At 59.9% G+C, this 21,895-nt stretch carries 21 protein-coding genes and 1 riboswitch; of the genes, 9 read left to right on the top strand and 12 right to left on the bottom strand.

The window, feature by feature from the left end; translation table 11 throughout:
- Positions 1–5: 5 nt before the first annotated feature.
- Entirely contained in the window at positions 6–569 is a 564-nt protein-coding gene (locus tag CVV65_RS04000) for a cob(I)yrinic acid a,c-diamide adenosyltransferase (RefSeq protein ID WP_100667043.1), read from the bottom strand.
- An 80-nt stretch (positions 570–649) separates the two neighbouring features.
- On the opposite strand from CVV65_RS04000, the gene CVV65_RS03995 reads away from it, so the two are divergent.
- Complete coding sequence (locus tag CVV65_RS03995) at positions 650–1,546, top strand: MBL fold metallo-hydrolase (RefSeq protein ID WP_100667042.1); 897 nt, start codon at positions 650–652, stop codon at positions 1,544–1,546.
- A gap of 186 nt (positions 1,547–1,732) precedes the next feature.
- Here CVV65_RS03995 and CVV65_RS03990 read toward each other — a convergent pair whose 3' ends face one another.
- The 4 genes from CVV65_RS03990 to hepT form a co-directional block, all read right to left on the bottom strand.
- A complete protein-coding gene (locus CVV65_RS03990; RefSeq protein WP_197945553.1) occupies positions 1,733–2,194 on the bottom strand; it encodes a divergent PAP2 family protein in 462 nt (153 codons plus the stop codon).
- The gene (locus CVV65_RS03985; protein ID WP_198592123.1) at positions 2,191–3,306 is read right to left on the bottom strand and encodes an MGDG synthase family glycosyltransferase; all 1,116 of its coding nucleotides are present in this window, start codon (positions 3,304–3,306) and stop codon (positions 2,191–2,193) included. Before CVV65_RS03985 ends, CVV65_RS03990 begins: the two co-directional genes overlap by 4 nt.
- A gap of 50 nt (positions 3,307–3,356) precedes the next feature.
- Positions 3,357–4,661, bottom strand: coding sequence for a polysaccharide deacetylase family protein (locus tag CVV65_RS03980; RefSeq protein WP_157935368.1), 1,305 nt, complete (start codon positions 4,659–4,661; stop codon positions 3,357–3,359).
- A 182-nt stretch (positions 4,662–4,843) separates the two neighbouring features.
- Positions 4,844–5,263, bottom strand: coding sequence for a type VII toxin-antitoxin system HepT family RNase toxin (gene hepT / locus CVV65_RS03975; protein WP_157935367.1), 420 nt, complete (start codon positions 5,261–5,263; stop codon positions 4,844–4,846).
- A gap of 150 nt (positions 5,264–5,413) precedes the next feature.
- Positions 5,414–5,535: riboswitch (TPP riboswitch) on the top strand.
- Between the two features lie 173 nt (positions 5,536–5,708).
- Between hepT and thiE the strand changes: the two genes are divergently transcribed.
- A complete protein-coding gene (gene thiE / locus CVV65_RS03970) occupies positions 5,709–6,365 on the top strand; it encodes a thiamine phosphate synthase (RefSeq protein WP_100669160.1) in 657 nt (218 codons plus the stop codon).
- A 108-nt stretch (positions 6,366–6,473) separates the two neighbouring features.
- Entirely contained in the window at positions 6,474–7,592 is a 1,119-nt protein-coding gene (thiO, locus tag CVV65_RS03965) for a glycine oxidase ThiO (RefSeq protein WP_100667037.1), read from the top strand.
- Between the two features lie 92 nt (positions 7,593–7,684).
- Here thiO and serS read toward each other — a convergent pair whose 3' ends face one another.
- Entirely contained in the window at positions 7,685–8,971 is a 1,287-nt protein-coding gene (gene serS / locus CVV65_RS03960; RefSeq protein WP_100667036.1) for a serine--tRNA ligase, read from the bottom strand.
- A gap of 254 nt (positions 8,972–9,225) precedes the next feature.
- Between serS and CVV65_RS03955 the strand changes: the two genes are divergently transcribed.
- The 3 genes from CVV65_RS03955 to CVV65_RS03945 all read left to right on the top strand — a co-directional run bounded on the left by CVV65_RS03955 (position 9,226) and on the right by CVV65_RS03945 (position 12,890).
- On the top strand, positions 9,226–10,188 hold the full coding sequence (locus tag CVV65_RS03955) for a GntR family transcriptional regulator (RefSeq protein WP_100667035.1): 963 nt from the start codon (positions 9,226–9,228) through the stop codon (positions 10,186–10,188).
- Between the two features lie 105 nt (positions 10,189–10,293).
- Positions 10,294–12,024: a 2-oxoacid:acceptor oxidoreductase subunit alpha gene (locus CVV65_RS03950; protein WP_100667034.1), complete on the top strand. Its 1,731-nt coding sequence runs from the start codon at positions 10,294–10,296 to the stop codon at positions 12,022–12,024.
- Between the two features lie 2 nt (positions 12,025–12,026).
- The gene (locus CVV65_RS03945) at positions 12,027–12,890 is read left to right on the top strand and encodes a 2-oxoacid:ferredoxin oxidoreductase subunit beta (RefSeq protein WP_100667033.1); all 864 of its coding nucleotides are present in this window, start codon (positions 12,027–12,029) and stop codon (positions 12,888–12,890) included.
- A gap of 554 nt (positions 12,891–13,444) precedes the next feature.
- On the opposite strand, the gene CVV65_RS03940 is transcribed toward CVV65_RS03945, so the two are convergent.
- Positions 13,445–14,614 (bottom strand): alanine racemase, encoded by a 1,170-nt coding sequence (locus CVV65_RS03940; protein ID WP_100667032.1) that lies wholly within the window; start codon positions 14,612–14,614, stop codon positions 13,445–13,447.
- Positions 14,615–14,715: 101 nt separating this feature from the next.
- On the opposite strand from CVV65_RS03940, the gene CVV65_RS03935 reads away from it, so the two are divergent.
- On the top strand, positions 14,716–14,973 hold the full coding sequence (locus CVV65_RS03935; protein ID WP_100667031.1) for a hypothetical protein: 258 nt from the start codon (positions 14,716–14,718) through the stop codon (positions 14,971–14,973).
- Positions 14,974–15,044: 71 nt separating this feature from the next.
- Here CVV65_RS03935 and CVV65_RS03930 read toward each other — a convergent pair whose 3' ends face one another.
- Complete coding sequence (locus tag CVV65_RS03930) at positions 15,045–16,118, bottom strand: M42 family metallopeptidase (protein WP_100667030.1); 1,074 nt, start codon at positions 16,116–16,118, stop codon at positions 15,045–15,047.
- Between the two features lie 180 nt (positions 16,119–16,298).
- Between CVV65_RS03930 and CVV65_RS03925 the strand changes: the two genes are divergently transcribed.
- Positions 16,299–16,631: a YunC family protein gene (locus CVV65_RS03925; protein WP_100667029.1), complete on the top strand. Its 333-nt coding sequence runs from the start codon at positions 16,299–16,301 to the stop codon at positions 16,629–16,631.
- A gap of 86 nt (positions 16,632–16,717) precedes the next feature.
- Here CVV65_RS03925 and CVV65_RS03920 read toward each other — a convergent pair whose 3' ends face one another.
- Positions 16,718–17,947 carry a glycosyltransferase family 2 protein gene (locus CVV65_RS03920; protein WP_100669158.1) on the bottom strand — a complete coding sequence of 410 codons (1,230 nt, stop codon included), beginning with the start codon at positions 17,945–17,947 and terminating at the stop codon, positions 16,718–16,720.
- 220 nt (positions 17,948–18,167) lie between these two features.
- Positions 18,168–19,439: an HD domain-containing protein gene (locus tag CVV65_RS03915; protein WP_100667028.1), complete on the bottom strand. Its 1,272-nt coding sequence runs from the start codon at positions 19,437–19,439 to the stop codon at positions 18,168–18,170.
- A 189-nt stretch (positions 19,440–19,628) separates the two neighbouring features.
- Here CVV65_RS03915 and CVV65_RS16505 point away from each other — a divergent pair, with 189 nt between their 5' ends.
- Positions 19,629–20,354, top strand: a complete 726-nt coding sequence (locus tag CVV65_RS16505; RefSeq protein ID WP_198592122.1) for a manganese efflux pump — start codon at positions 19,629–19,631, stop codon at positions 20,352–20,354.
- 4 nt (positions 20,355–20,358) lie between these two features.
- Here CVV65_RS16505 and CVV65_RS16680 read toward each other — a convergent pair whose 3' ends face one another.
- Both CVV65_RS16680 and CVV65_RS03905 read right to left on the bottom strand, forming a co-directional pair.
- Entirely contained in the window at positions 20,359–20,535 is a 177-nt protein-coding gene (locus CVV65_RS16680; RefSeq protein WP_157935366.1) for a hypothetical protein, read from the bottom strand.
- A 26-nt stretch (positions 20,536–20,561) separates the two neighbouring features.
- On the bottom strand, positions 20,562–21,893 hold the full coding sequence (locus CVV65_RS03905; RefSeq protein ID WP_157935365.1) for a Ger(x)C family spore germination protein: 1,332 nt from the start codon (positions 21,891–21,893) through the stop codon (positions 20,562–20,564).
- Between the last annotated feature and the right edge of the window lie 2 nt (positions 21,894–21,895).

Below are 21,895 nucleotides of genomic sequence, written 5' to 3'. Positions count from 1 at the left end.
ACTCCTTATCCCTGTTGAAAATCAACGGTAGGCTCCTGAACGCCTAGGCGGTGGTTGACGACCCTGGCCGCGACAAACAGAAAGTCGGACAGGCGGTTGAGGTACCGACACACCGAATCCGCCACTGGCTCTTCCTGGGCAAGGGCCACGACCCGGCGCTCGGCCCGCCGGCAAATCGTTCGCGCGAGGTGCAACATCGCCGCTGCCGGGTCCCCGCCCGGCAAAATGAACCGGGTGAGAGGAGGCAATTGTTCCTCCCACCGGTCGATATTTTTCTCTAACCCCAAAACGTGTTGATCGGTGACAAAACTGCCTTCGCGCTTCTCCTCGGGCGTGGCCAGCTCCCGGCCGACGTCGAATAACTCCCGCTGCACCCGCTCCAAGGCGGCGATCACGTCCCCCCAGTTGCCTGCCGATCGCCCGCGGAGCAGGGCTACAGCCGCACCGACGGCGGAATTCGTTTCATCGATCGTTCCATACGTGTCCACCCGCAAGGAATCCTTTCCAATGCGCCGGCCAAACACCAAACTGGTCTTCCCGTCGTCACCCGACCGGGTATAAATGCGCACAACCAGCCCCCCTTGTAGACAACCGAACATTTTGGCTCTACTATGAGAATAACTCAACCACCGAGGAAAGGAGCAGATCCATGACTCTGCCGCAATGGGTGACTCTCTTCGCCGCCAGGACCCCCACGTTACCGCCGGCCACCGGCACAAACCTGTTCCTGGTATCCGACGGGGGCGAAGGCCTCGTCATCGACGCCGGCTACTCAGACCCGGAAGCTCTGCGACCCTTGACGGACGCCGTCCGGGAACGCCACCTGCACGTCACCGGCATACTGTTGACTCACCACCACCCGGACCACGCGGCAGGAGCGGGATATTTGGCCGAACTGTGGGATTGCCCCGTGCACGTTCACCCGGCCGATGCGGCGGCGGTAGAACAGTACGTCCCAGAACACCGCCTCCGACCGGACCTCGCGGAGGGCACCACTCGGCAGGTCGGCGACGTCCGCTTGGTCGCCCTGGAAACCCCGGGTCACACGCCGGGACACCTCTGTTTCTGGGAGCCAACGGCAAAGGTCTTGTTCACCGGAGACGCGGTCCTCGGCGCCGGGACGACCTGGATCGGCCCGCCGGATGGACACCTTCGAACCTATCTCAATACCCTCCGAAAACTGTTGACCTATCCCGCCGAGATCGCAGGTCCCGCCCATGGACCGCTTGTGCAGGATCCGGCAGGCCAGATTCGCTACTATCTTTCCCACCGTCAGGAACGGGAGGAGCAGATCATGTCCTTGATCGACAAACATCCCCGGCGGATCGCCGAGCTGTTATCGGCCATCTATGAACGGCAGATTCCGCCCGCTGCCCGCTGGGTGGCGGAGCGCACCCTCCTGGGACACCTCGTTAAACTGGAAGAAGAAGGACGGGTGACCCGCGCCGTGGACACTGGAACACCCGTCCCCCTCCATCAGGTAACTTGGACCGACGAAGAACTCCGGCGATGGACGGACCAAACCGTCTTCTCTGCCGTCCCGTGAGCCATCAGCGAGACGGAGCCCAGGCCCGTCTCGGTCGCGCCCCTGAAACGTTCAATTTCGTAAGCTTTGCGCGGGTCTCGTACTCCTCAGGGCCACGGGGGGAGCGGGGTGGCCGGCTTTCGTACCCCGGGATCACCGGGGCGCACCCGGACGGCCGAACCCATCACCCGCTCGGGCCAGTCTCCCTCAGTGAGCCATGAGATACACCAAGCAGGCGATACTGGTGCCGAGAGTCACTCCACCCGCTACCTCCAGGGGCGTATGGCCCCGATGCACCCACCTTCGGGCCTGGGCCGCTGCCACGCCCGACAGATCAATCCCCGCCTCTTGGGCCCGGTTGACCAATTCGTACAGAACCACGGCTTGTTGCCCGGCCTGTCGGCGCACGCCTACGGCGTCGTACAGCACCACGGTGGCAAAGACGGATGACACAGCGAACCAGGGCGAATTCCAACCATAAGATAACCCCATCGCCACCGCCAACGCGCTCACGACCGCCGCATGAGAACTGGGCATGCCTCCACTGCAGAACGCCAATCGCCAATTCCACGCCTTTTCCCGCCATCGCTGAAAAGGAATCTTGATGCCTTGAGCCACTAACATGGACGCCAGTGCAGACAATAACGGCAAATTCCACGAAGTGTTCATTTCCATTGTTCACTCCCCAGGACATCGGCCACCAAATCGGCAGCTCCCTGTTGAACCAGCTTTCGCAACCGATCCTTCACGCGACGACGCACCTCTTCATCCAGCAACAAGCGTTCCACCGCTTGGCGCATCTCGACTCCTTTCGTCGGCCCGGAGATAACCTCGAGTTTAGCCAACGCCCGGGCATTGTCCTCCTCATGGCCGGGCAGTGGCACAGCGCAGACCATCGGCAACCCCATCGCCGCCGCCTCCACCACCGTGGCCGTCCCCGGTTTTGTCACCAAGACGTCGCTGGCGGCAAAGACATCTTGGATGTCGTCACGATACCCCAGAATTCTCAAGGCGTGCCTCCATCCGGCCGCCCGCTGGGCCAGCTCCTTGTACAGGCGGCGATTCCGGCCCGCCACCACCACCATTTCAAAATCCGCCGGGGACTCATCCAACCAGTCTAACCATTGTCTCACATTCCCCAGGCCCAGCCCTCCGCCCATGCACAACACCCGGGGTACATCCTCCCAACCCAGCCGGGCCAGAGCCTGGGCTTTGGGGATCGCGTGGCTGAAAGCCGGCCGCAGCGGAAAACCCGTGACATGCACCCGTTCCCGGGGATATCCCAAGTCGATCAATTCATCCCTCATCCAAGGAAACGGCACACAGTACCAGTCCGCCTCCGGGCTCCACCAGAAGCGATGCACATGGAAGTCGGTGACCAACGTCCCGAACTTCCCCCGCCACCCACTTTGGCGAAAACGCTCCAACAGAGCCAAGGAGAAAGGGTGGGTCGTCATCGCCCAATCCACGTTCTGCCGGGTCATCCACATCATGAACGAACGGGCGTAGATCACCCCCAGAAGTCCCGAAGCACCTACGTGCAGTCTGGGTTGCCCTTCGGTGGCCTGGTACATCCAGCGGTAAGCACTGGGCCATCGCCGCAACAACATCAGGTATGTGCCGATCACCATGTGGGTCAACATTGGATGAGACCGCTCCAGACTGCGCACGACTTCCACCCGTGCGTCCGGGTGTCGTCGATTCCACGCCTCCGCTACGGCTACAGCCGCCAGGGTATGGCCGCTGCCAAAGTCATCCGTAAGCAGAATCCCCCGTCCCAATCCCTCAACTCCCTCCCGCAGCCCGCACCCGGCAGGTGCAGCGGGCATCGTCATCCCCGGTCATCGGCGGAACCCGCGCCAGGGGGCTTCTCTCCCCGCCGAGAACCGTAAAGCTGAATCAACGTCTCCGGTGAAATGTAGATCCAATCCGCTTGCAGGGTCTGAAGGCCTTGGGACAACCTGTTTCGGCCCTCCGGATGGTGCCCGAGGAGCACACCCTGAAGGTAACGGGAAACCAGACGCCGCAACCACCTTGGCCGAAGGGGGGAGACGATAAACCCCGCCCGGTCGGTTCCCCGGCTCAGTACGCTCAGGCCGTACAGCACTTTTACCCCGCGCCATCGCGGATCTTCCTCCACCGCCCGGGCTAGGATCGGGAGAGACCGGCGCCCGATCTGCATATAACGAAGGGACAATTGCCACTCATTCTTCGCATCTTTCATCAGTGATTCTAAAAGTGTATTGTCAAAATGAATCTCCGCCACCGGATCCCCAAACCGCAACCGAGTTCCGTTCTTCAAGGTGATCGGCCAACCCCAATAGCGCCTTCGCCCGAGGCGGAAGAGACACTCCCCTGGCCCTGCCAGGGGCTGAGAATGCATCAACCGAGCTCCTAAGCGATCCACCCTGTTCCAGAGACGTTCTCGGAAGGTTCGCCTTGGCACATCCGACAGTTTCACCAACCGCCACCCGTTTTCTTTGGCCCATTCCACAAACAGGGGCAGAGCCTCAACCACCACCGCCGGGGCATCCCGGCGGGCCCCAAAAGTATCACCCGCATCGTGGAGAAGAACAATGGCCCCATCTTTCATTGTCCGGATCATTCTGCGGGCGAGTTCGGCCGGAGGCCCCTTGGCCGCCCAGTCCCAACTCATATGGCTCCAGAGGACGGGCCGGATGTGCTGACGCAGTGACCAGATATACGCCGGCAGGTTCAACAACCCCCACGGGGGCCTGTACCAGCGGATCTGCACGCCAAAAGTATCTTCCAAGCGCCTTGCCGCCTCAACCACTTCCTGCCTTGTCTTCCCGGGACCCAGGAGCCACAAGGGCCGGTGGGTCAGGCCGTGGATCGCCACATCGTGTCCTTCGCCCACCATCATTTTGATGAGATCGGGGTAACGAAGCGCCTTTTCCGCCAAGACGAAAAAAGTGGCTCGTACGCCCTCCGCCCGTAGAATTTCGAGGATCTTGGGGGTGTAATCCGGGCTCGGTCCATCGTCAAAGGTAAGGGCCGCCAACTTCATCCCGGGTGGTAAGCGCTTGATGCATCCAATCCCCATCGTCCTTCCGAGAAAAGTGGGCACCACGGTATACCCCACCATCACGAGAAGAGCTACCGTCAACCACGCCATGATGTCCTGCCTCCTACAGCGAGAAGCCCCCTCTATCATCTTACCGTGAAATGTGTCACATCGTCTATGGCTGTACAAAATCGTAACGTTGTGAAGAACAACGATACATAACGGACATTTCGCCCATTTTTCCCACCCGCCCGCCGAAAGTGTCCGGAATCATTTTCCCGCCCGGTCCCGTGTCAACCCAGAAACTTCTCAAGAGATCGACGCGCTTCATCAAAGGCATCCGCATATTTTTCCACCGCGTCCCAGACCCGCTCCGGGGTCAATCGATCGTAATCTTTAGCCAAAAGCCGGCGGAGATCAGCCACAGGAAGAAACGATTCCCCGAAGGACCGGTCGAAAATACCTTCTTCCATCATAATCTGCAAAATGTCTTGATAGCTGGCGGGGTCCCGCATGGCGTACCCGTCGATGATGTGGTTGCAGCTATCGATCAGGCATTCAATGGACATATGCAAACCGCGTTCGGCGGCCATTCGAATCAAAGGATCGCTTTCAAACGCTGACCGCCCGCGGCGCTTGACCTCTTTAACGCCCTCGGCATAGGAACTCATCAATTCCAAACGGGCGCGAACCCAGGAACGATCGAGAAACAAGTCGGTCCACCTCTTCCCCAAAGCTCTGATGTTCAGACCCCATTGTAGACGCCCACAGGTCCGTCTGCAACGACCCCCCATGCCCGGGGTGAGCCATGCGGACCATTGACGCCCACCGCCAAGCGTGGTACACTGGCTTCAATTTCAAAGATGTTCCGCGGGGGGTGCCGTGCCGCCGGGAGGAGGCGAGCACGGCTGAGAGAGGCCGGCAGCCTTAACCCTTGGAACCTGTCTGGGTCATGCCAGCGAAGGGACGGTGGAACAAGATCGACAAAGGCTGCCGGAAGGCGGCATTTTTTATGAACTTGATCGACATGCGGCAAAAGTGTACATCCGGGATTCACTGGTTCGGCTCCAGACTGGAGGGCCGCGTCCTGGCGGGTTTGTCATGGCGCGGCCTTTCTTTTGTCCTGGGCGGACGTGGGGGGCGAAAGGAGGTTTTTCATTGGGCTTATTTCAGATTCACGTGGTGACGGATGGACAGAAGGCGGCTCAGGAATTGGCCGAGGTCGTCCGCAAAGTGGCCCAGGCCGGGGCGGACGCCGTGCAGTTGCGGTACAAGGCGGCTCCCGCCCTGGAGCTTTACCGACTGGCTGAACAGCTCCTTCCGGTGCTGGACGGCACATCCACGAGGCTCCTCATCAACGACCGGGTGGACGTCGCCTTGGCGGTCGGAGCTCACGGGGTTCATCTGGCAGCCAAAAGCCTGCCGGTCGATCGGGTGAGGGCACTCCTTCCCGCCCCGATGGTGGTGGGCCGCTCCGTGCACAGCCTGGAAGAAGCCCTGGAAGCCCAGCGTTCCGGCGCCGATTACGTCACATTCGGCCACGTTTTCACCACCCGCTCCAAACCAGGCGTACCACCCCGGGGTCCCGATGACCTCAGACGGATCGTGGAATCTGTGGACATCCCGGTCCTGGCCATCGGGGGAATCACTCCGGACAACGCCGCAGAGGCGGCTCGCACAGGCTGTGCCGGCGTCGCCGTCATCGGCGCGGTCATGGGCCACGCAAACCCCGGTGCCGCCCTGTCCGCTTTGGCCCGAGCCCTGGAGGCATCCGGCGCCGCCCCGGCACACCCCTTTCGTTGGCCCGCCAGCTAGACGGGACAGTCGGAGGCCGGCGGCGCCACCGGTCCCGACATCCGGGCTGTCGTTAAGGTGCCCAGGGCAGCCATTCACCCCTTGGAACGGATTGGAGGAGGTTCAATCATGAGGGAGCAGCGGATCGAAATTGCCGTCATCGGCGGAGGCTTGATCGGAACGTCCATCGCGTATCACTTAACCAAACGAGGCGTGCGGCCGTGGTTGTTCGAGGCCGAGACTCTCTCCAGCCAAGCGAGCCACGCCGGCGCCGGCATGCTCGGTGCCCAGGTGGAAATGCACGAGCCCGGGCCTTTGTTCGAACTGGGGGTCGCCAGCCGTAAAGAATTTGCTGCGTTGTGTGAGTCCTTAAAAGAGGAGACGGGCATTGATCCGGAATACGCCGCCGAGGGAATGGTGCGGGTCGCATCGACTCCGGAGGAAGCGGAAGAACTCAGGGCCCGGGGTGAATGGCAGCGCCGGGCCGGGCAGCGGGCGGAGTGGTGGTCGCCCGAAGATGTGAGCAATGCCCTGGGCTACCCCCTGCCCCCTTGTGAAGGCGCACTGTACCTCCCGGACGACCACCGGGTGGAGGCGCCCCGTCTGGCCAAAGCTTTAGCCCGGGGTGCCGTACAAGCAGGAGCCACGATCCGCGAAGGTGAGCCGATTCTTCGATTGGAAGAGACCAGCGGCGGGGTCCAGCTCACCACGGCCCTGGACACGTATACCGCGGGCACCGTGGTCGTGGCGGCGGGTGCGTGGTCTTCCCTGCTCCTTCAGCGGCCGGAATGGCGCGGCCGGGTATTCCCGGTCAAAGGAGAAGCGGTCTTCCTCGAAGCGGGGCTCGTGCCCCTGCGCCACACCGTTTTTGCCAAAGACATCTACCTCGTTCCGAAAAAAGACGGGCGAATGTACCTCGGGGCCACCGAAGAGCGGGGAACGTGGTCCAGGGAGCCCTTCGCTGCGGGGATCGCCCAACTGACCGCCCGGGCGGGGTCCCGGGTGACCGACCTACAGGGCCTCGCGGTGTCTGAAGTGCGGGTGGGCCTGCGGCCGTGGTCGGACGACAATCTTCCCTATCTCGGACCGATCCCCGATACGGAGCACCTGTGGATCGCCGCGGGGCACGGCCGCAACGGTATCCTGCTCACGCCCATCACCGGCCGATTGATGGCCAAGTGGCTGGTCAGCGGAGAGCGAGATCCCCTGTTGGAGGCTTTCGACCCTCTCCGAATCACCCGGCGTTAGACCCCTTTCACCCAGTCCTCCCGGGCAGGGCCGCCGGATGTGCCGGAGGCCCTGCCCGCCTGGCCGCGGGTTCACGCGCCCAGTCCGGCCCCTCACTCCTGTACCTCGCGCTTTGGCCGCAACCACTCCCGGCCCCCCAGATACGGCCGAAGGGCGGCGGGTATGTGAATCGATCCATCCTCTTGCTGATGAACCTCCAACAATGGGATCAAAATCCGGGGAGACGCGATGGCCGTATTGTTCAAGGTATAACAGTAGTGCAGTTGCCCATCGCCGTCCCGGTACCGAAGGCCGGACCGCCGGGCCTGAAAATCCAAAAAGCTCGAGCAGGAATGGGTTTCGCTGTAGGCATTGCGGCTGGGCATCCAGGTCTCAATATCGTGCTTCTTCACCTGGCCCTGGCCCATGTCCCCGGTGCAGACCTCTACCACCCGATAAGGCAGCTCAAGGAGGCGCAACAACTGCTCGGCATTGTGCAAAAGCTCCCAGTGCAGCCGCATGGCCTCGTCCCCATCGGCCCGGGTGATCACGACCTGTTCCACCTTTGTAAACTGATGGACCCGGTACAGGCCCCGGGTATCTTTACCTGCCGATCCCACCTCTCGCCGGAAACAGTTGGAGATCCCGAGCATCCTTTTCGGAAGCTCCTCCTCGGAGAGGACTTCATCTGCATAGTAAGAAACCAGGGGCACCTCCGCCGTCCCCACTAAATTTAATTCATCCTCGGGAATCACGTAGGTCTGTTCTTTGCCCAAGGGAAAATACCCTGTCCCGAACATCGCCCGATCCCGGACCATCACGGGGACGATCATCGGGGTAAAGCCTTTCGCCACCAAATGGTCCACCGCCAGTTGAATAACCGCGCGGTGCAACAAAGCCGCCTCGTTTTTCAAAAAATACATCCGACTGCCGGCGATCTTCACGCCCCGGGGAATGTCGATCAAATCGTGCATCTCCCCGAGGGTCACGTGGTCGCGAATCGGGAAAGAAAATGTCGGTACTTCTCCTTCCCGGCGCAGTTCCACGTTGTCGTGGTCGCTCTCCCCCACCGGCACATCGTCGAAGGGCACCGCCGGGACCCGCAGCATCAAGTCTTCATACCGATTCTTGACCGTATCGAGTTCGTCTTCCAATCCCTTGATACGCTCGTTCAGTTGTCGCACCTCTGCGATATTCAACTGTTTTTCCTCGCCCTGAAGGGTTGGGGTCCGCTTCGATTTCTGATTGCGCTGGGCCCGCAGCTCTTCGATCTGTCCGAGCAATTGCCTGCGGCGTTCGTCTACCTCTAATAAATCCTGGACATCAATGGAAATCCCCTTGTCCCGGGCCGCTTTTTGCACCCGGTCCGGGTGGCGGCGGATGTACTGGATGTCAAGCATGGGAAGCCTCCATCTTCACGACATTCAAATTTTATATTACTGGACATACCCCCCCATTGCAAACCGCGCCTGAACAGAGTTCCCGGTGCCGACGAAGGGATGAAAGCCATCGTCTACAGGTTGTTCACGAAATCTTCAAGAGTCCTTCCCTTTCTCTGGACCGTTGGAGTATAATAGGGCTGCATTGAAAAAGGTTAATGGATCAATCCATTGAGCCACAGTCGCCCTCACCACAGCCGGGAGGTGAACCCTAGATGTCCTTTCCTATCGTCCGCAAGAACGGCATCCCCTTGTACATACAGGTCAAGGAGGCCGTCCTCGCACAGATCCGGAACGGACATTGGAAGACGGGTGACAAACTTCCGACGGAACGAGAACTCTCCGAGCGTCTCCAGGTGAGCCGCAACACCGTAAGCCAGGCCTATCAAGAGCTTGAAGCCGAAGGCGTTCTCACGTCCATTCAGGGACGGGGAACCTTTGTGTGTGATCGAGACGACGCCGTCCGCATTGAGAACCGCAAAGACCTTTTGATGAAGATCATCGACGTGGCGATGGAGGAAGGTCTGCAGCTGGGTTTCTCCATTGAAGAGTTCGCCGAACTGACGGCGGTACGGGCCAGGCAGAAGCGGGAGTTGCTCAATCTCATCCAGGTGACCTTCATCGAGTGTAACCGTGAGCAAGTGGATTATTTTGCCCGTCGGATCCAGTTCCGTTCGGGGGTGTCCATCACACCCGTCGTCCTCGATGAACTCCGACAGAATGTCGAAGTGCACCTCCCCAAGGTGACCTCCGCAGACCTCGTGATTACTACATTTTTTCATTACGATGAGGTCAAGGAGTTGTTGGGACCGAAACGCAATGTGCTGGCCATCTCCTTAGAACCGCAGATGGACACCATTGTTCGGATCGCCCGCATTCCCGTTGGTCGGCGGATCGGCCTTGTGTGCCGTTCGGAAAACTTCGCGGGAAAAGTGCAGTTGGCGTTGAAAAATGCCGGCCTGGACGGTCTGGACCTGTCGGTGACCACCACGTCGGATCCCGAGGAACTCGAATGGTTCGTCGGGGAGATGGATAGTGTCATCGTCTCCCCAGGCCGGCGGCGGGAGGTGGAACGACTCTGTCGCCGGCGCCAGGAGGTCATCGAATTCGTCTATCAACCCGATGTGGCATCCATTAACTTGTTGCGCGCGGCACTCATTGACGTGCGCCGAGGGTGAGACCGCGCATCGCGTAAAGATACCAGGTTTCGGTTATATTGTGGCTGAGGGCGGCTGGAACGGTTCCCAGATGTTTTCAAGACGACTAGAGGAGTGACTCAGAGTATGTTGGAGGAATTGTCGTGGAAGGTCGGAGGACAACAGGGGGAAGGGATCGACAGTACCGGCGAAACCTTCGCCACGGCTCTGAATCGGCAAGGGTATTACATCTACGGGTACAGACATTTTTCTTCGCGCATCAAGGGCGGACATACGAACTATAAAGTTCGGGTCTCCACAAAGCGCCGCTTGGCCAGCGCCGATTTTCTGGACATTCTCATCGCCTTCGATCAGGAGTCGATCGATTTTAACGCAAAAGAACTCCGCTCAGGAGCGGTGGTCATCGCGGACGAAAAGTTTCATCCCACCTTGCCGGAGGGTGTGAAGGCCGAGCTCTACGTCGTCCCGTTCACGAAGCTCGCCGAGACGGCCGGATCGAGCATCATGAAAAATATGGTGGCCCTCGGCACCTCCGTGTACCTCCTCGACCTCCCGGTGGATATTTTCTCCGGGGTGATTCACGACACCTTTGCCCGCAAGGGCCAGAAAATCGTTGACCAAAACATGGAAGCCATCCGCCAAGGCTATCAATTCATGAAGGAACAACTCAAAGATGGGACCCACATGAAGCTGCAACCCCCGGCGGGCAAGGGTTCCCACCTGTTTATGATGGGGAATGACGCCGTGGCCCTCGGAGCTCTGACCGGCGGTTGTCGGGTAATGGCCGCCTATCCCATCACCCCGGCATCGGACATCATGGAATATCTTATCAAGAAAATGCCTAAAGTCGGAGGCGTGGTGGTCCAGACGGAGGACGAGATCGCGGCAATCAATATGATCATCGGCGCTGCCTACGGTGGCGCCCGGGCGATGACCGCCACCTCCGGCCCCGGTTTGTCCCTCATGATGGAAGCCATCGGTTTGGCAGGCATGACAGAAACTCCCGTCGTCATCGTCGATACCCAGCGGGGCGGCCCGTCGACAGGGCTTCCGACCAAACACGAGCAGAGCGATCTGTACGCCGTTCTGTTTGGCAACCACGGCGAGATTCCCAAGATCGTGTTAGCTCCGAGCACAGCCGAGGAGTGCTTTTATGAAGCGGCCCGGGCCTTTAATCTGGCGGAGCGTTATCAGTGCCCGGTCATTCTCATCACCGACCTGGCCCTGTCTTTGGCGAAACAGACGGTGGAGCCGCTGCATCCGGAGACCATCGAGATCGATCGCGGCAAACTGATCACCGAAGTCGATCCTTCTATGCAGAGTGGATCGTTGTTCAAGCGCTACGCCTTTACACCCGACGGCATCTCCCCCAGGGTGATCCCTGGTGTCAAAGGCGGGATCCATCACGTGACCGGCGTGGAACACAATGAGATCGGCCGACCGGACGAGGGGAGTGCAAACCGCGCCAAGATGATGGAAAAGCGTTTGCGCAAGCTCGAGAACGTGGAACTGGACGGCAGTCTGACCTTCTCCGGGGATGAACACTACGACACCCTGGTGATCGGCATCGGGTCCACCCGGGGACCGATTGAAGAGGCGGCGGAACGCCTCACCGCGGACGGACACCGAATCGGCCACGTTCACGTGAAGGTTCTGGCCCCCTTCCCAACCCAGGCCCTATCGTCGTACACCGAACGGGCAAAAAAGGTGATCGTGGTAGAGAACAACGCTACAGGAGAACTGGCCCATTTGATGCGGTTCTTTGGCGTCACGACCCCGACGGTGTCTGTGAAAAAGTTCGATGGCAATCCGTTCTTGCCCGGTGAGTTGTACCGTCAGCTGAAGGAGTGGATGTAACGATGGCAACGGTCAAAGAGTTTCGAAACAACGTGCGGCCGAACTGGTGCCCGGGGTGCGGAGATTTTTCCGTACAAGCCGCCATTCAGCGGGCCCTCGCCAATCTCGGTATGGAGCCCGAACAGGTAGCGGTGGTATCGGGGATCGGTTGCTCCGGGCGTATTTCCGGTTATATTAACACCTACGGATTTCACGGGGTCCATGGCCGGGCGTTACCTTTAGCCCAGGGGCTAAAACTCGCCAACCGGGACTTGACCGTGATCGCCGCAGGCGGCGACGGCGACGGGTTCGGAATCGGTTTGGGACATTTTATCCACGCCGTCCGGCGAAACCTGGATATCACGTATGTAACCATGGACAATCAGATTTACGGCCTGACCAAGGGCCAGACTTCGCCGACCAGCGGCCATGGGTTCAAAACCAAGACCACCCCGTCCGGCAATATCGAGCACGCCGTGCAGCCCATCGAACTCGCCTTGGGGGCCGGCATCGGATTCGCCGCTCAGGGATTTTCCAGCGACATCAACCAATTGACCCGGCTCGTGGAGTTGGCGATTCAACACAAAGGCTTCGCTTTAGTGAATGTATTTAGTCCTTGCGTCACCTTCAATAAGACCAACACCTACGACTGGTTCAAACAGCACATCGTCAACCTGGAAAACGATCCGGCCTACGATCCGACCGATCGCAGCCGGGCGATGCAGAAAGTGTTGGAAACCGGTGGGCTGTGTACCGGGTTGATCTACCGGCAGGAGCGTCCTTCCTACGAAGAGCTGATTCCCGGTTTCCAGGCGGAGCCTGTGGCGCGGCACAATCTACAGATGGATCCCGGTGTGTTTGGCGAGTTGGTCGCAGAGTTCGCCTGAGAGACGAGGGTTGGTTTTCGCGAGGTCGCCGCTTTCCCGCCGGGAGCGGAAAACCGGCACGAACAAAGGGCGGACGTACAAGGAATACAGGGCGCACACGTACAAGGAATACAGGGCGCACAAGGAAAAGGCCCGGGGCATATCCCGGGCCTTCAACCTTCATAAAAACGCGTGTGTCCTTTGTATGATTAAGCTGCCTGCTCGACTCAGCCTTTGTTCTGGGACGGCTCGCCGGGTTATGTATCTTGTCCCCAGATATCGTCCCTCGCCGAAAGATATCGGCTACCGCCCCCGAACTTCAAACTGCTCCCGGCACCGCAGGCAGATCCACCTTTCGTGACGCTGTTGAACCAGCATTCGAACCAAGCGGGTCCGCTCACTGTGGCAATGTGGGCATGGAGTTTTGAGCTTGGGCGAGCGACCGCGAGGTAAAACCGCCAAAGACATCTTCCCCACTCCCTTCTTCCCGGACACCGGAGGGCCCTGGTTATGGGTTTTCCGGGTCCATCCAATCTATAAGACGATGGGAGCAGGGATTTTGTTCCTTATCTCGATCAGTCCACCCGACCCTGGGCGTCCACCGACCACCATCCTTCCCACCCCGCTTCTCCCACAACCCCCAATCGCCGGGTGAGGTTCACCACCGGACAAGCGTGGTTGGGGATGAGCTCCACCACCTCTCCGACCCGGGGGAGTTCAACCCCAGAATTCGGCCTTTCGATTACACCGTGTTCCTCGGATAACCGAGTCACCCTGAGCCCTTCCTTTCCGCAGAGAACCCCGAACCCCTCGAGTCCAGAAGAACCGTGGGCTCCCTGATCCAGAGCGAGCGTCTTGGCCCCCGCATCTATGACACATCGGTCTGGGGTCGGCCGGCTCACCACCCGGGCCACCACCCGAAGGGAACAGTCCTCCGGATTGGCTGCACCCAAGCGGACCTGGGTTCGGTCATTAAACACATAGTTGCCCGGTCGAATCTCGCTAATCCCGGGGACTTTGGATACACGGGCGGCCGTCGGTGTGGATCCCGCGCTCAAGGCCGGGGTGGGCAGGCCCCTCATCTGCAGCGCTTTTTTTAAGGCCGCCAACTGCTCGCCTTCGCTCTTGGCGATGGCCTCGACCTCCTCCTTCGACTCGGCGCCGTACGCGTGGCCGGCGTGGGTCAACAGACCGGCAAAATACACCCCTCCCCCCGGCTCTTCCCGCCAGCGCTTTTCCCACAAGAGGATCCTGGAGACGACAGCGGCAGCACGGTCCTCCTCGGCCGCCGGAATGCCACAGCGGTGCAGCCCAGTGTCGACCTTCAGCCACAACCCCACCGTCACCGCCCGTTCCTCGGCCATTCGGGCCAGGAGGTCCACTTGTTCCAGATCATCTGCAACCGTCGTAACCCGAGCCCGGGCGGCCAGAGCGGCCAACCGATCCCGTTTCACCGCCGATATCACCGGATAGGCCACGGTGATATCCCGAAACCCAGCCTCGGCGAACACTTCTGCCTCGCCCAGTTTCGCCACGGTGATGCCCTGGGTCCCCGCCATCCGCTGTCGGCGGGCAATTTCCACCGTTTTATGGGCCTTGACGTGCGGCCGCAGCGCCACCTTGGCGTCGGCAGCCAAGGCGGCCATTCGGGCAATATTGCGATCAAGGGTAGGGCGGTGGACCACCACAGCCGGTGTCTCAAACCACTCTGCGTGTATAAAGGGCAAAACAAGCGGCTGCACCATTGACTCTCCCCCTTCGGCGGACGCCCCGGCCTCCCTGGCGCCGGGGCGTCACAATCGGTACAATAGTCATAGAACCCGCTAGGTAGAAAGGAGCGAACGGTGTGAATCCCGGTAGTTGGACTTCCGTAGAACTCCCATCCGATGCGCGCTTGCTGCGCAAGGAAACATTCACCCTTCAGATGGAACAGCAAGATTACGATATCGAGCTATTCGAGACGATGGAAGGTGAGTATTACGCCATGGGCACGCCCCGGGCTAGTGATAAAATCATCGTATACGGCAGCCCGGTGGTCCCCGATGCAGCCCTGGCCCTTCAGATAGTCATTGACAAGATCCAACGGGAGCAGGTGAAAGAGTAACTGCCCGCCCTGTTCCCCTCGCCCTGGGGCACTTCTCCGCTTTCCCAGGCGAATCGCCTGCATTCTCGGAGCTACTGCGTCAGGCGGTCCACCGTTTCCCGGTCTAACCGCCTCACTACCTCAGTCAGCAACCGTACCGCTTGGTCATAATCATCCCGGTGTAGCAATGCCGCATGACTGTGAATGTACCGGGTCGGAAATCCGATCACGATGGAGGGGATCCCCCGCCCTGCCAGGTGAGCCCGGCCCGCATCGGTTCCTCCCCCGGCCATGGCGTCAAACTGGTACGGGATCCCCAATTCTTCCGCCGTATCGATGACCAGATCCCGAAGTGGACCATTCGGTACTAACGTGGCGTCGTAGAGAAGGACGAGCGGCCCTTTGCCGCACTTGCCGAGCGCCTCGCGCTCCGACAAGCCCGGGGTGTCTCCGGCGATTCCCACGTCGACGGCGATAAACACATCGGGCTGAATCCATTGAGCCGCGGTTTGCGCGCCCCGCAGACCCACTTCTTCCTGCACCGTGGCTCCGGCATACACGACGTTCGGATGGCCGTTATCTTTCAATTGGCGCAGGAGGTCGATCACCGCCGCGCAACCCGAGCGATTGTCGATCGCCTTCGCCATGATAAATTTGCCCCCCGACATGACGGTGAACGGACAAATCGGCACCACCGGATCGCCAGGTCGCACGCCAAACTCCATCGCCTCTTCCCGGCTCCCGGCGCCAATGTCAATAAACATGTCCTTCTTCCGAACCACCTTGTCCCGCTCTTCCTTCGGGAGAACATGGGGAGGTTTGGATCCGATCACACCGATGATCTCCCCTTTTCGCCCGAGGACCCGCACCCGCTGGGCCAACATCACCTGCTCCCACCAACCGCCCAGGGTCTCAAAACGCAAAAAACCCTCCGGGGTGATATGGGTGACCAAAACAGCCACTTCATCCATATGCCCCATGACCATGACCTTGGGGCCCGCGGGATCACCAACCTTCTTGCCGACAATGCTGCCAAGGCCATCCTGCAAAACTTCGTCGGTGAGCCCCTCAAGGTGCTTTCTCATCAATTCCCGTACGGGCCCTTCAGCTCCTGGGGCACCGGGGGCTTCCGTTAACTCTTTCAACAACTCCAGTGATGCATCCATAGCACTCCCTCCTCCATTCCATTCCCTAGATCTTTCCACCAATCCATAACCAGCTGTGCACATTCCTCCGCCCGGAAATCTCATCTCAAACCGGGAGTTTAGCCTTCCGCCGTCACCTCAGGGTGTCGCCCGACCATAGAATGGTTCGGTGGGAAATATCCCAACGGGGGAGGCATAACCGTGATCCGTGTGGAGCCTTTGACATTCGATGAAGGAACCGCCATCGCTGTCCAGATCGCCCTCCCAAAGACGAATCTTCTCGCCGTCACCACCGCTACGGGATACATCATGTGCGGTGCACTGGACGTATCCCTGCTCAACACCCGCCTGCGAAACCGGGAGATCATCGCCGGACGGGCGGTTGGCGTAAGAACCCTGGAAGAGCTCCTGGCAGCTCCTTTAGAACAAGTAACCGACGCCGCAGCGGCCGTCGGTTGGCATCCCGGGATCAGCGGACGAACCGCGATCGCTCTCCTGTTGGCCCGGGAAAAAGCATCTGGAAAAACCGTGTAGCACATCCCGTCCGCCTCGCCAAAGCGACGTTACCCCCTGCCGGGACGACACCGACGGCCCGCACCGTGGCGGGCCGTCAAAGAATCCTATCGGCTCCGGATCTCGTCCAAGCGAATCGCCCGGGTATGTAGCGTATGGTCCCACACCCGATTCTTGCGAGTAAAGAAAGCCGCTGTCGTCACCGGAAACCAGGTCAACGTAAATACGGGAAGAATCACCAAGCCCAACAGCGCCTTCAAAGGCACTCTCTCCAACAGCATGGCAAGGGGCAGCTGCCCGAACAAGAAAATGTTCATGCTGACCCAGAACCAGTTCGGGAACAGCGTGCTGATGTTCGTGAGTTCAAAGAAACCCGGGGAGAACACTTGAAAATACAACATCCCCGTCGTCAAGAGCACGATCAACATCCGCATGGGTTGAAACAGATAGAGCGCCGAATCGAACATGGCCAAATTGCGTTTTCGCAGGCTCTCCCGCAACAATGACCAGAAATACCGATGGAAACAATCAAAATGCCCTTGCATCCAACGTAGCCGCTGGCGCATCGATGCTTTGAGAGTCAGTGGTTTTTCGTCGTACACCCGGGCATCGTGGGCCCAGGTCGGGTAAACCCCGCGCATCACGCAGCGCACTCCGAATTCGAGATCTTCGGTCAGGCTCGTCGCCCCCCAGCCGATCTCCTTCAATAGCGCGGTCTCTACGCAGACCCCGGTTCCACCCAAAGCGTTGGGTAAACGAAGGTTGTACCGCGCCAACTGCCACATGCGGTTCGTGTACCAGTAGGAACATCCGTAAGAAATACTCACCCAGGAATCAAAGGGGTTTTTCACATCCAAATACCCTTGAACCACCTTGGCCCCTTCGCACAACTTGTTATTCATGACCTGCAGGAAATTCGGCGAGACCAAGTTGTCCGCGTCAAACATGACCACGGCATCGTACTCTCGGGGCCGTTTCCACAACTGCCCCAACATCCACTCAATGGCATAACCCTTGCCACGTTTTTCCGGCTCGAACCTCTCGTAGGCGATCGCCCCGGCTTCCCGAGCAATATCGGCGGTCCGGTCCGTACAGTTGTCACAAATCACGAAGACATCGTACAGTTCCTTCGGATAGTCCAGATGCTTCAAGTTTTCAATGAGCGGAGCAATGACCTTTTCCTCATTGTGTGCCGCGATGAGGACAGCAAACGATTTCGTCGGTGGATGCTCCTTCGTCCTGTGGCGGCGCCGCAGTCCAAACAGCGACAGGACGACTTGGTACATGCCCACCACCGCCGCCACCACCTGGAGGAGGATGAAAAAGCCGTTCGTCATTGTGTGTACAAAATCCATCCACGACTCCCTCTCTTTTCCCGTCCCCGCAGGGCCGTCCCCGCGACACCGCCGCCTTCGGCCAGCCAGCGCCGTCAGGGCATAGTATGACACAGACAGCTCAGTTCTCACCCACTATACCACGGGCGGAAAATCTTACACAACCCCCCTTGACCAGGCCCGCACCCGAGACATATGGAGAGCCCGGGACGCGTGTTCACCCTCAGCCTTCGTGGGACAAGGAAACGAGGAGTTTGCGGAGGGACGCCGCCCGATCCCCCCCAGACTCCACCAAGTCGCCCGGGAAGTACAAACGTTTTACCGCAATGGGCGGCAGATTCCGAAGAAGCACAGACTGTTCAAAGAAATTCACCCACTTGCCGCCCCCGTCCGAGAGCCACACGGGTTCCCGGTTCCCGGAGCCATCGATGCTCACGTGAACAAAGCCCGCGTAACTGTCCGGATCAAGCCCGGCCTGAACAAACGCCTCCCGGACCAAGCGCTCCACTTCTGGAGTCCATTCGGCCACAGGCACCGATTCAAACAATCGCCGATGGAGCAACCTCCCGGCGAGGTCAGAGAGTATCGGATCCCCGGAGCGCTCCCATCCGGGCAAGCCGGCCAAAAACACGGCGTCATCCATGCCGAGAAAGGCCTCGATGGACAATTCCCCGGGATCCTCCAGGCCGCTCATCCACGAATCCCACAAAGGGGGTACATCTTTTAAGACCCCTTCCCGGCGAAGCATTTTCGCCCTTTCCACAATCTTCCGCACCAGAAGATCTGACCCCACCGTCGTTGGATGCAAATACACCTGGGCGTACATAAAATACCGGGCCAACATGTATTGCTCCACGGTGAGGCGTCCGCTCGGCCGAACCAAGACCTCAGCCCGTCCTGGAATCATGACGCGTATCAACCGCTCCAACTCAAACTGCCCGTACGCCACCCCGGTATAGAGCGCATCCCGAAGCAAATAATCCATGCGATCCACATCCAGTTGGCCGGTGATCAGCTGGTGCAGGAGCGGAAAATCAGTTTCCCCCGTGATGACCCCTGCCACGTCTTCGGCAAACCGGTCATCCACATCGTCGAGCACTGCCCGCAATTCCGCTTCTTCCCGCAACAGCCGAACGGTCCACCCCTCATGCCGCTGGCCTGTCACCGGTTCCACGGCGTGGGAAAAAGGCCCGTGCCCAATGTCGTGAAGCAAAGCCGCGGCCAAAGCCAACAGCCGAGTTCGCTCCCCGGGGGTCCACCCGTAATTCCGCATAAAATGCTCGACAACTTTGCGCATGGTCTCGTACGCGCCAAGGGAATGGGTGAACCGGCTGTGTTCGGCGCCGTGGAACGTCAAGAAGGAAGTCCCCAACTGTCGAATCCGCCGAAGTCGCTGAAAAACCCGGGTGTTAATCAGCCGCCAGATGAATGGATCCCTCACCCGGATGTAATTGTGGACCGGATCTTTCAACACTTTTTCTTTTACCTGCTCCATCCGCCCGTCCCCCACATCGCCATCAGACAAAGCCCGCCTCTACAGGTTACCACCTCGGCGCCTTCCCGTCGACCCGGCGGCACCAAAGAAGCGCCACGTTTCCGAAATCATAGGCATCTTCCCGTGCCGGAACCCCCCGATGGTCTCCTTCATATCTTGTGGGCAGACACCCAGGAAGGGGGCTTTCCCGTGCAATGGATCGCACTCCTGGTCCTGGCCCTGGCATCGAATCTCGACAACCTCGGGATCGGCATCGGTTTGGGACTCAAACGGGTGAGACTGCCTTGGACGTCGAACGCCCTAATCGCCGGAATGGCCGCTTTGGCCACCGGCCTCGCCGCGTATGGCGGCCGCACCGTGGCCCTGTTCCTTCCCAGGCAGATGGCCAATCTTCTTGGTGGGGTGATCATCATCGCCATCGGGGTTTGGGTGGTTCGATCCGGAGGACAGACCCCGCCGGACAAAGACTCGCCGAACGAGCCTGAAACCCCTCTTGAGACCGGAGAGTGCCGGAACCTCGTGGATCCCCACGCCTTTCGGACCTCACCTCGCCCGGAAGCCCGGCGAACGGCAGCGTCCACGTCCTCGGCCAGCGCAGAGCCTCCGGCGGTGTTCGCCGTTTTTCGCACACCGGTCTCCGCGGACGCTGACCGAAGTGGGTCGATCTCCTGGAAGGAAGCGCTCATATTGGGAATTGCCCTGGGAATCAACTGCCTGGCGGGAGGCTTTGCAGCCGGCCTGACCGATCTTTCTGCCGCCGGAGCCGCGGTCCTGACCGCTGTATTCAGCTACGTGCTCACAGACCTCGGCGTGCGCATTGGCCACTATGCAGGGCAGCATTGGTTCGGACGATACTCGCATTTCATCGCAGGAATCCTCCTCGTGCTCCTGGGGGTCTATGAGTGTCTCTCTTGACTCTTTACTCCCAGGGGCGCCAAGCCCCCAACACCGACAGCACGAATCCCAGAACGCCGACGACCAGCGATCCCACCGCCCCCGAGCGCAGCCCCCGCCTCCACAGCCACCGACTGAGATTAAACGTATACACCAGCACCCCAAAAGGGATCACCCCGGCGATCAACCATTTCAGGAGCACCCTCTGTCCCTCCCTTGTGCCTTCCATCAGATCCTCTTGGACGTCAACAGATTGCCCACCCGGCGGATCACAAACCGGCTCTGCACTTGAATCGAGAATTGAGGATAGCGTTCCGGCCACCGATAGTTCTGCCACTCAGCATCGGTGAGAAAATCTTTTCGGGCGTAAAGCCCCAGGCCCAGAGCGTCCGACCCGTCCCGCTGCAATTTGGCCACCAGTCGTTCCGCTTGGCGATTAAACTCCTGCTCCGCCCATTGGCGCAACTGAGACAGCCCTTGGTGGCTTCGGGTGTCAAAATTCCCCACGGCGCTGACCAGGTCGACGTCAAACTCCGGGGCAATGCGCCACACGGGGCGCCCCCCCGCCAAGTTGTAACTCATCGCCGGTCCCCCTTCGTGCTGCTGGACTTCCACCGTGAACCGACCCTGGGGGACGCGAAACGTCAGGAAGGCGTGGGCCAACTCCCCGCGCAGCGCCAACAGCATCCTCCCTTCCTGACCATCCAGAATCTCCACTAAGCGGTCCCCCCGAAACACCGCAGCACCCGGAAACTCCTCGGGGTTGCCCCCCACCCGCTGCATTCCACCCGCCTCAAAATTCACCGAGGGATTCTGCAGTTGTTGCTCGCTACGAGCCTTTTCATCCGGGCTCTCAGATTCCTTTCCACCGCCTTGATTCGCCCCGGGCTTCTGGGACGCCTTGCTGCGGTCCTGGGCTTTCACCGCCTGATTGATCGCCAGGACGGAAGTAAAGGCGTCTTCGGAATCCGTATCCATCGCCCGGGCAAAGCGATGAAGCTGCACCACGGGGACCATCCCCGTAAAGGTTCTCAGCCTTTGCAACCCCTCGATATACCGGGTGACGGAGCTCTCCAACACGGGCTTGTTTTCCTTAAACGAATCCGCCGCTCTGCCCCGGACGACCGCCACAAACATGGTCCGCCGGAACTGCCGGAACCGCAGGAGATCAAGCACGTGGGGAGAAACTCCCTCCCGGGCGACGCCCTCGCCGAAAAGGACATATTGGCACTGAACAAAATCCAACCGCCGCTCTACCGTACTGTTCACCAAATTGATAGCCTCCCCGAGGCTTCTGGCCACAACGCTCACCGATTTGCTGCCTTTTTCCGTCTCCCCGCCTCCTCCCCCACCACCCCCTCCTCCCGGGGAACTCGAAGGGCCGCTCATTTCCCGGGGAACGGCAATGCGAAACGTGTAAACGTACACCCCCGGAGCAGGCCCCGTATCGATGGCAAAACTCGGGACGAACCCCTCTTCCTCCAATTCCGTGCGGTCCCAGCAACCACTGACAAGTAGACAAGCCACGGCCATCATCGCCAAACACCACCACCGCCGCACCT

The organism is Kyrpidia spormannii (assembly GCF_002804065.1).
GTDB classification, from domain to species: domain Bacteria; phylum Bacillota; class Bacilli; order Kyrpidiales; family Kyrpidiaceae; genus Kyrpidia; species Kyrpidia spormannii.
Note: the sequence above shows the minus strand (reverse complement) of the source record. Positions and strands in the feature narration are given on the sequence as shown.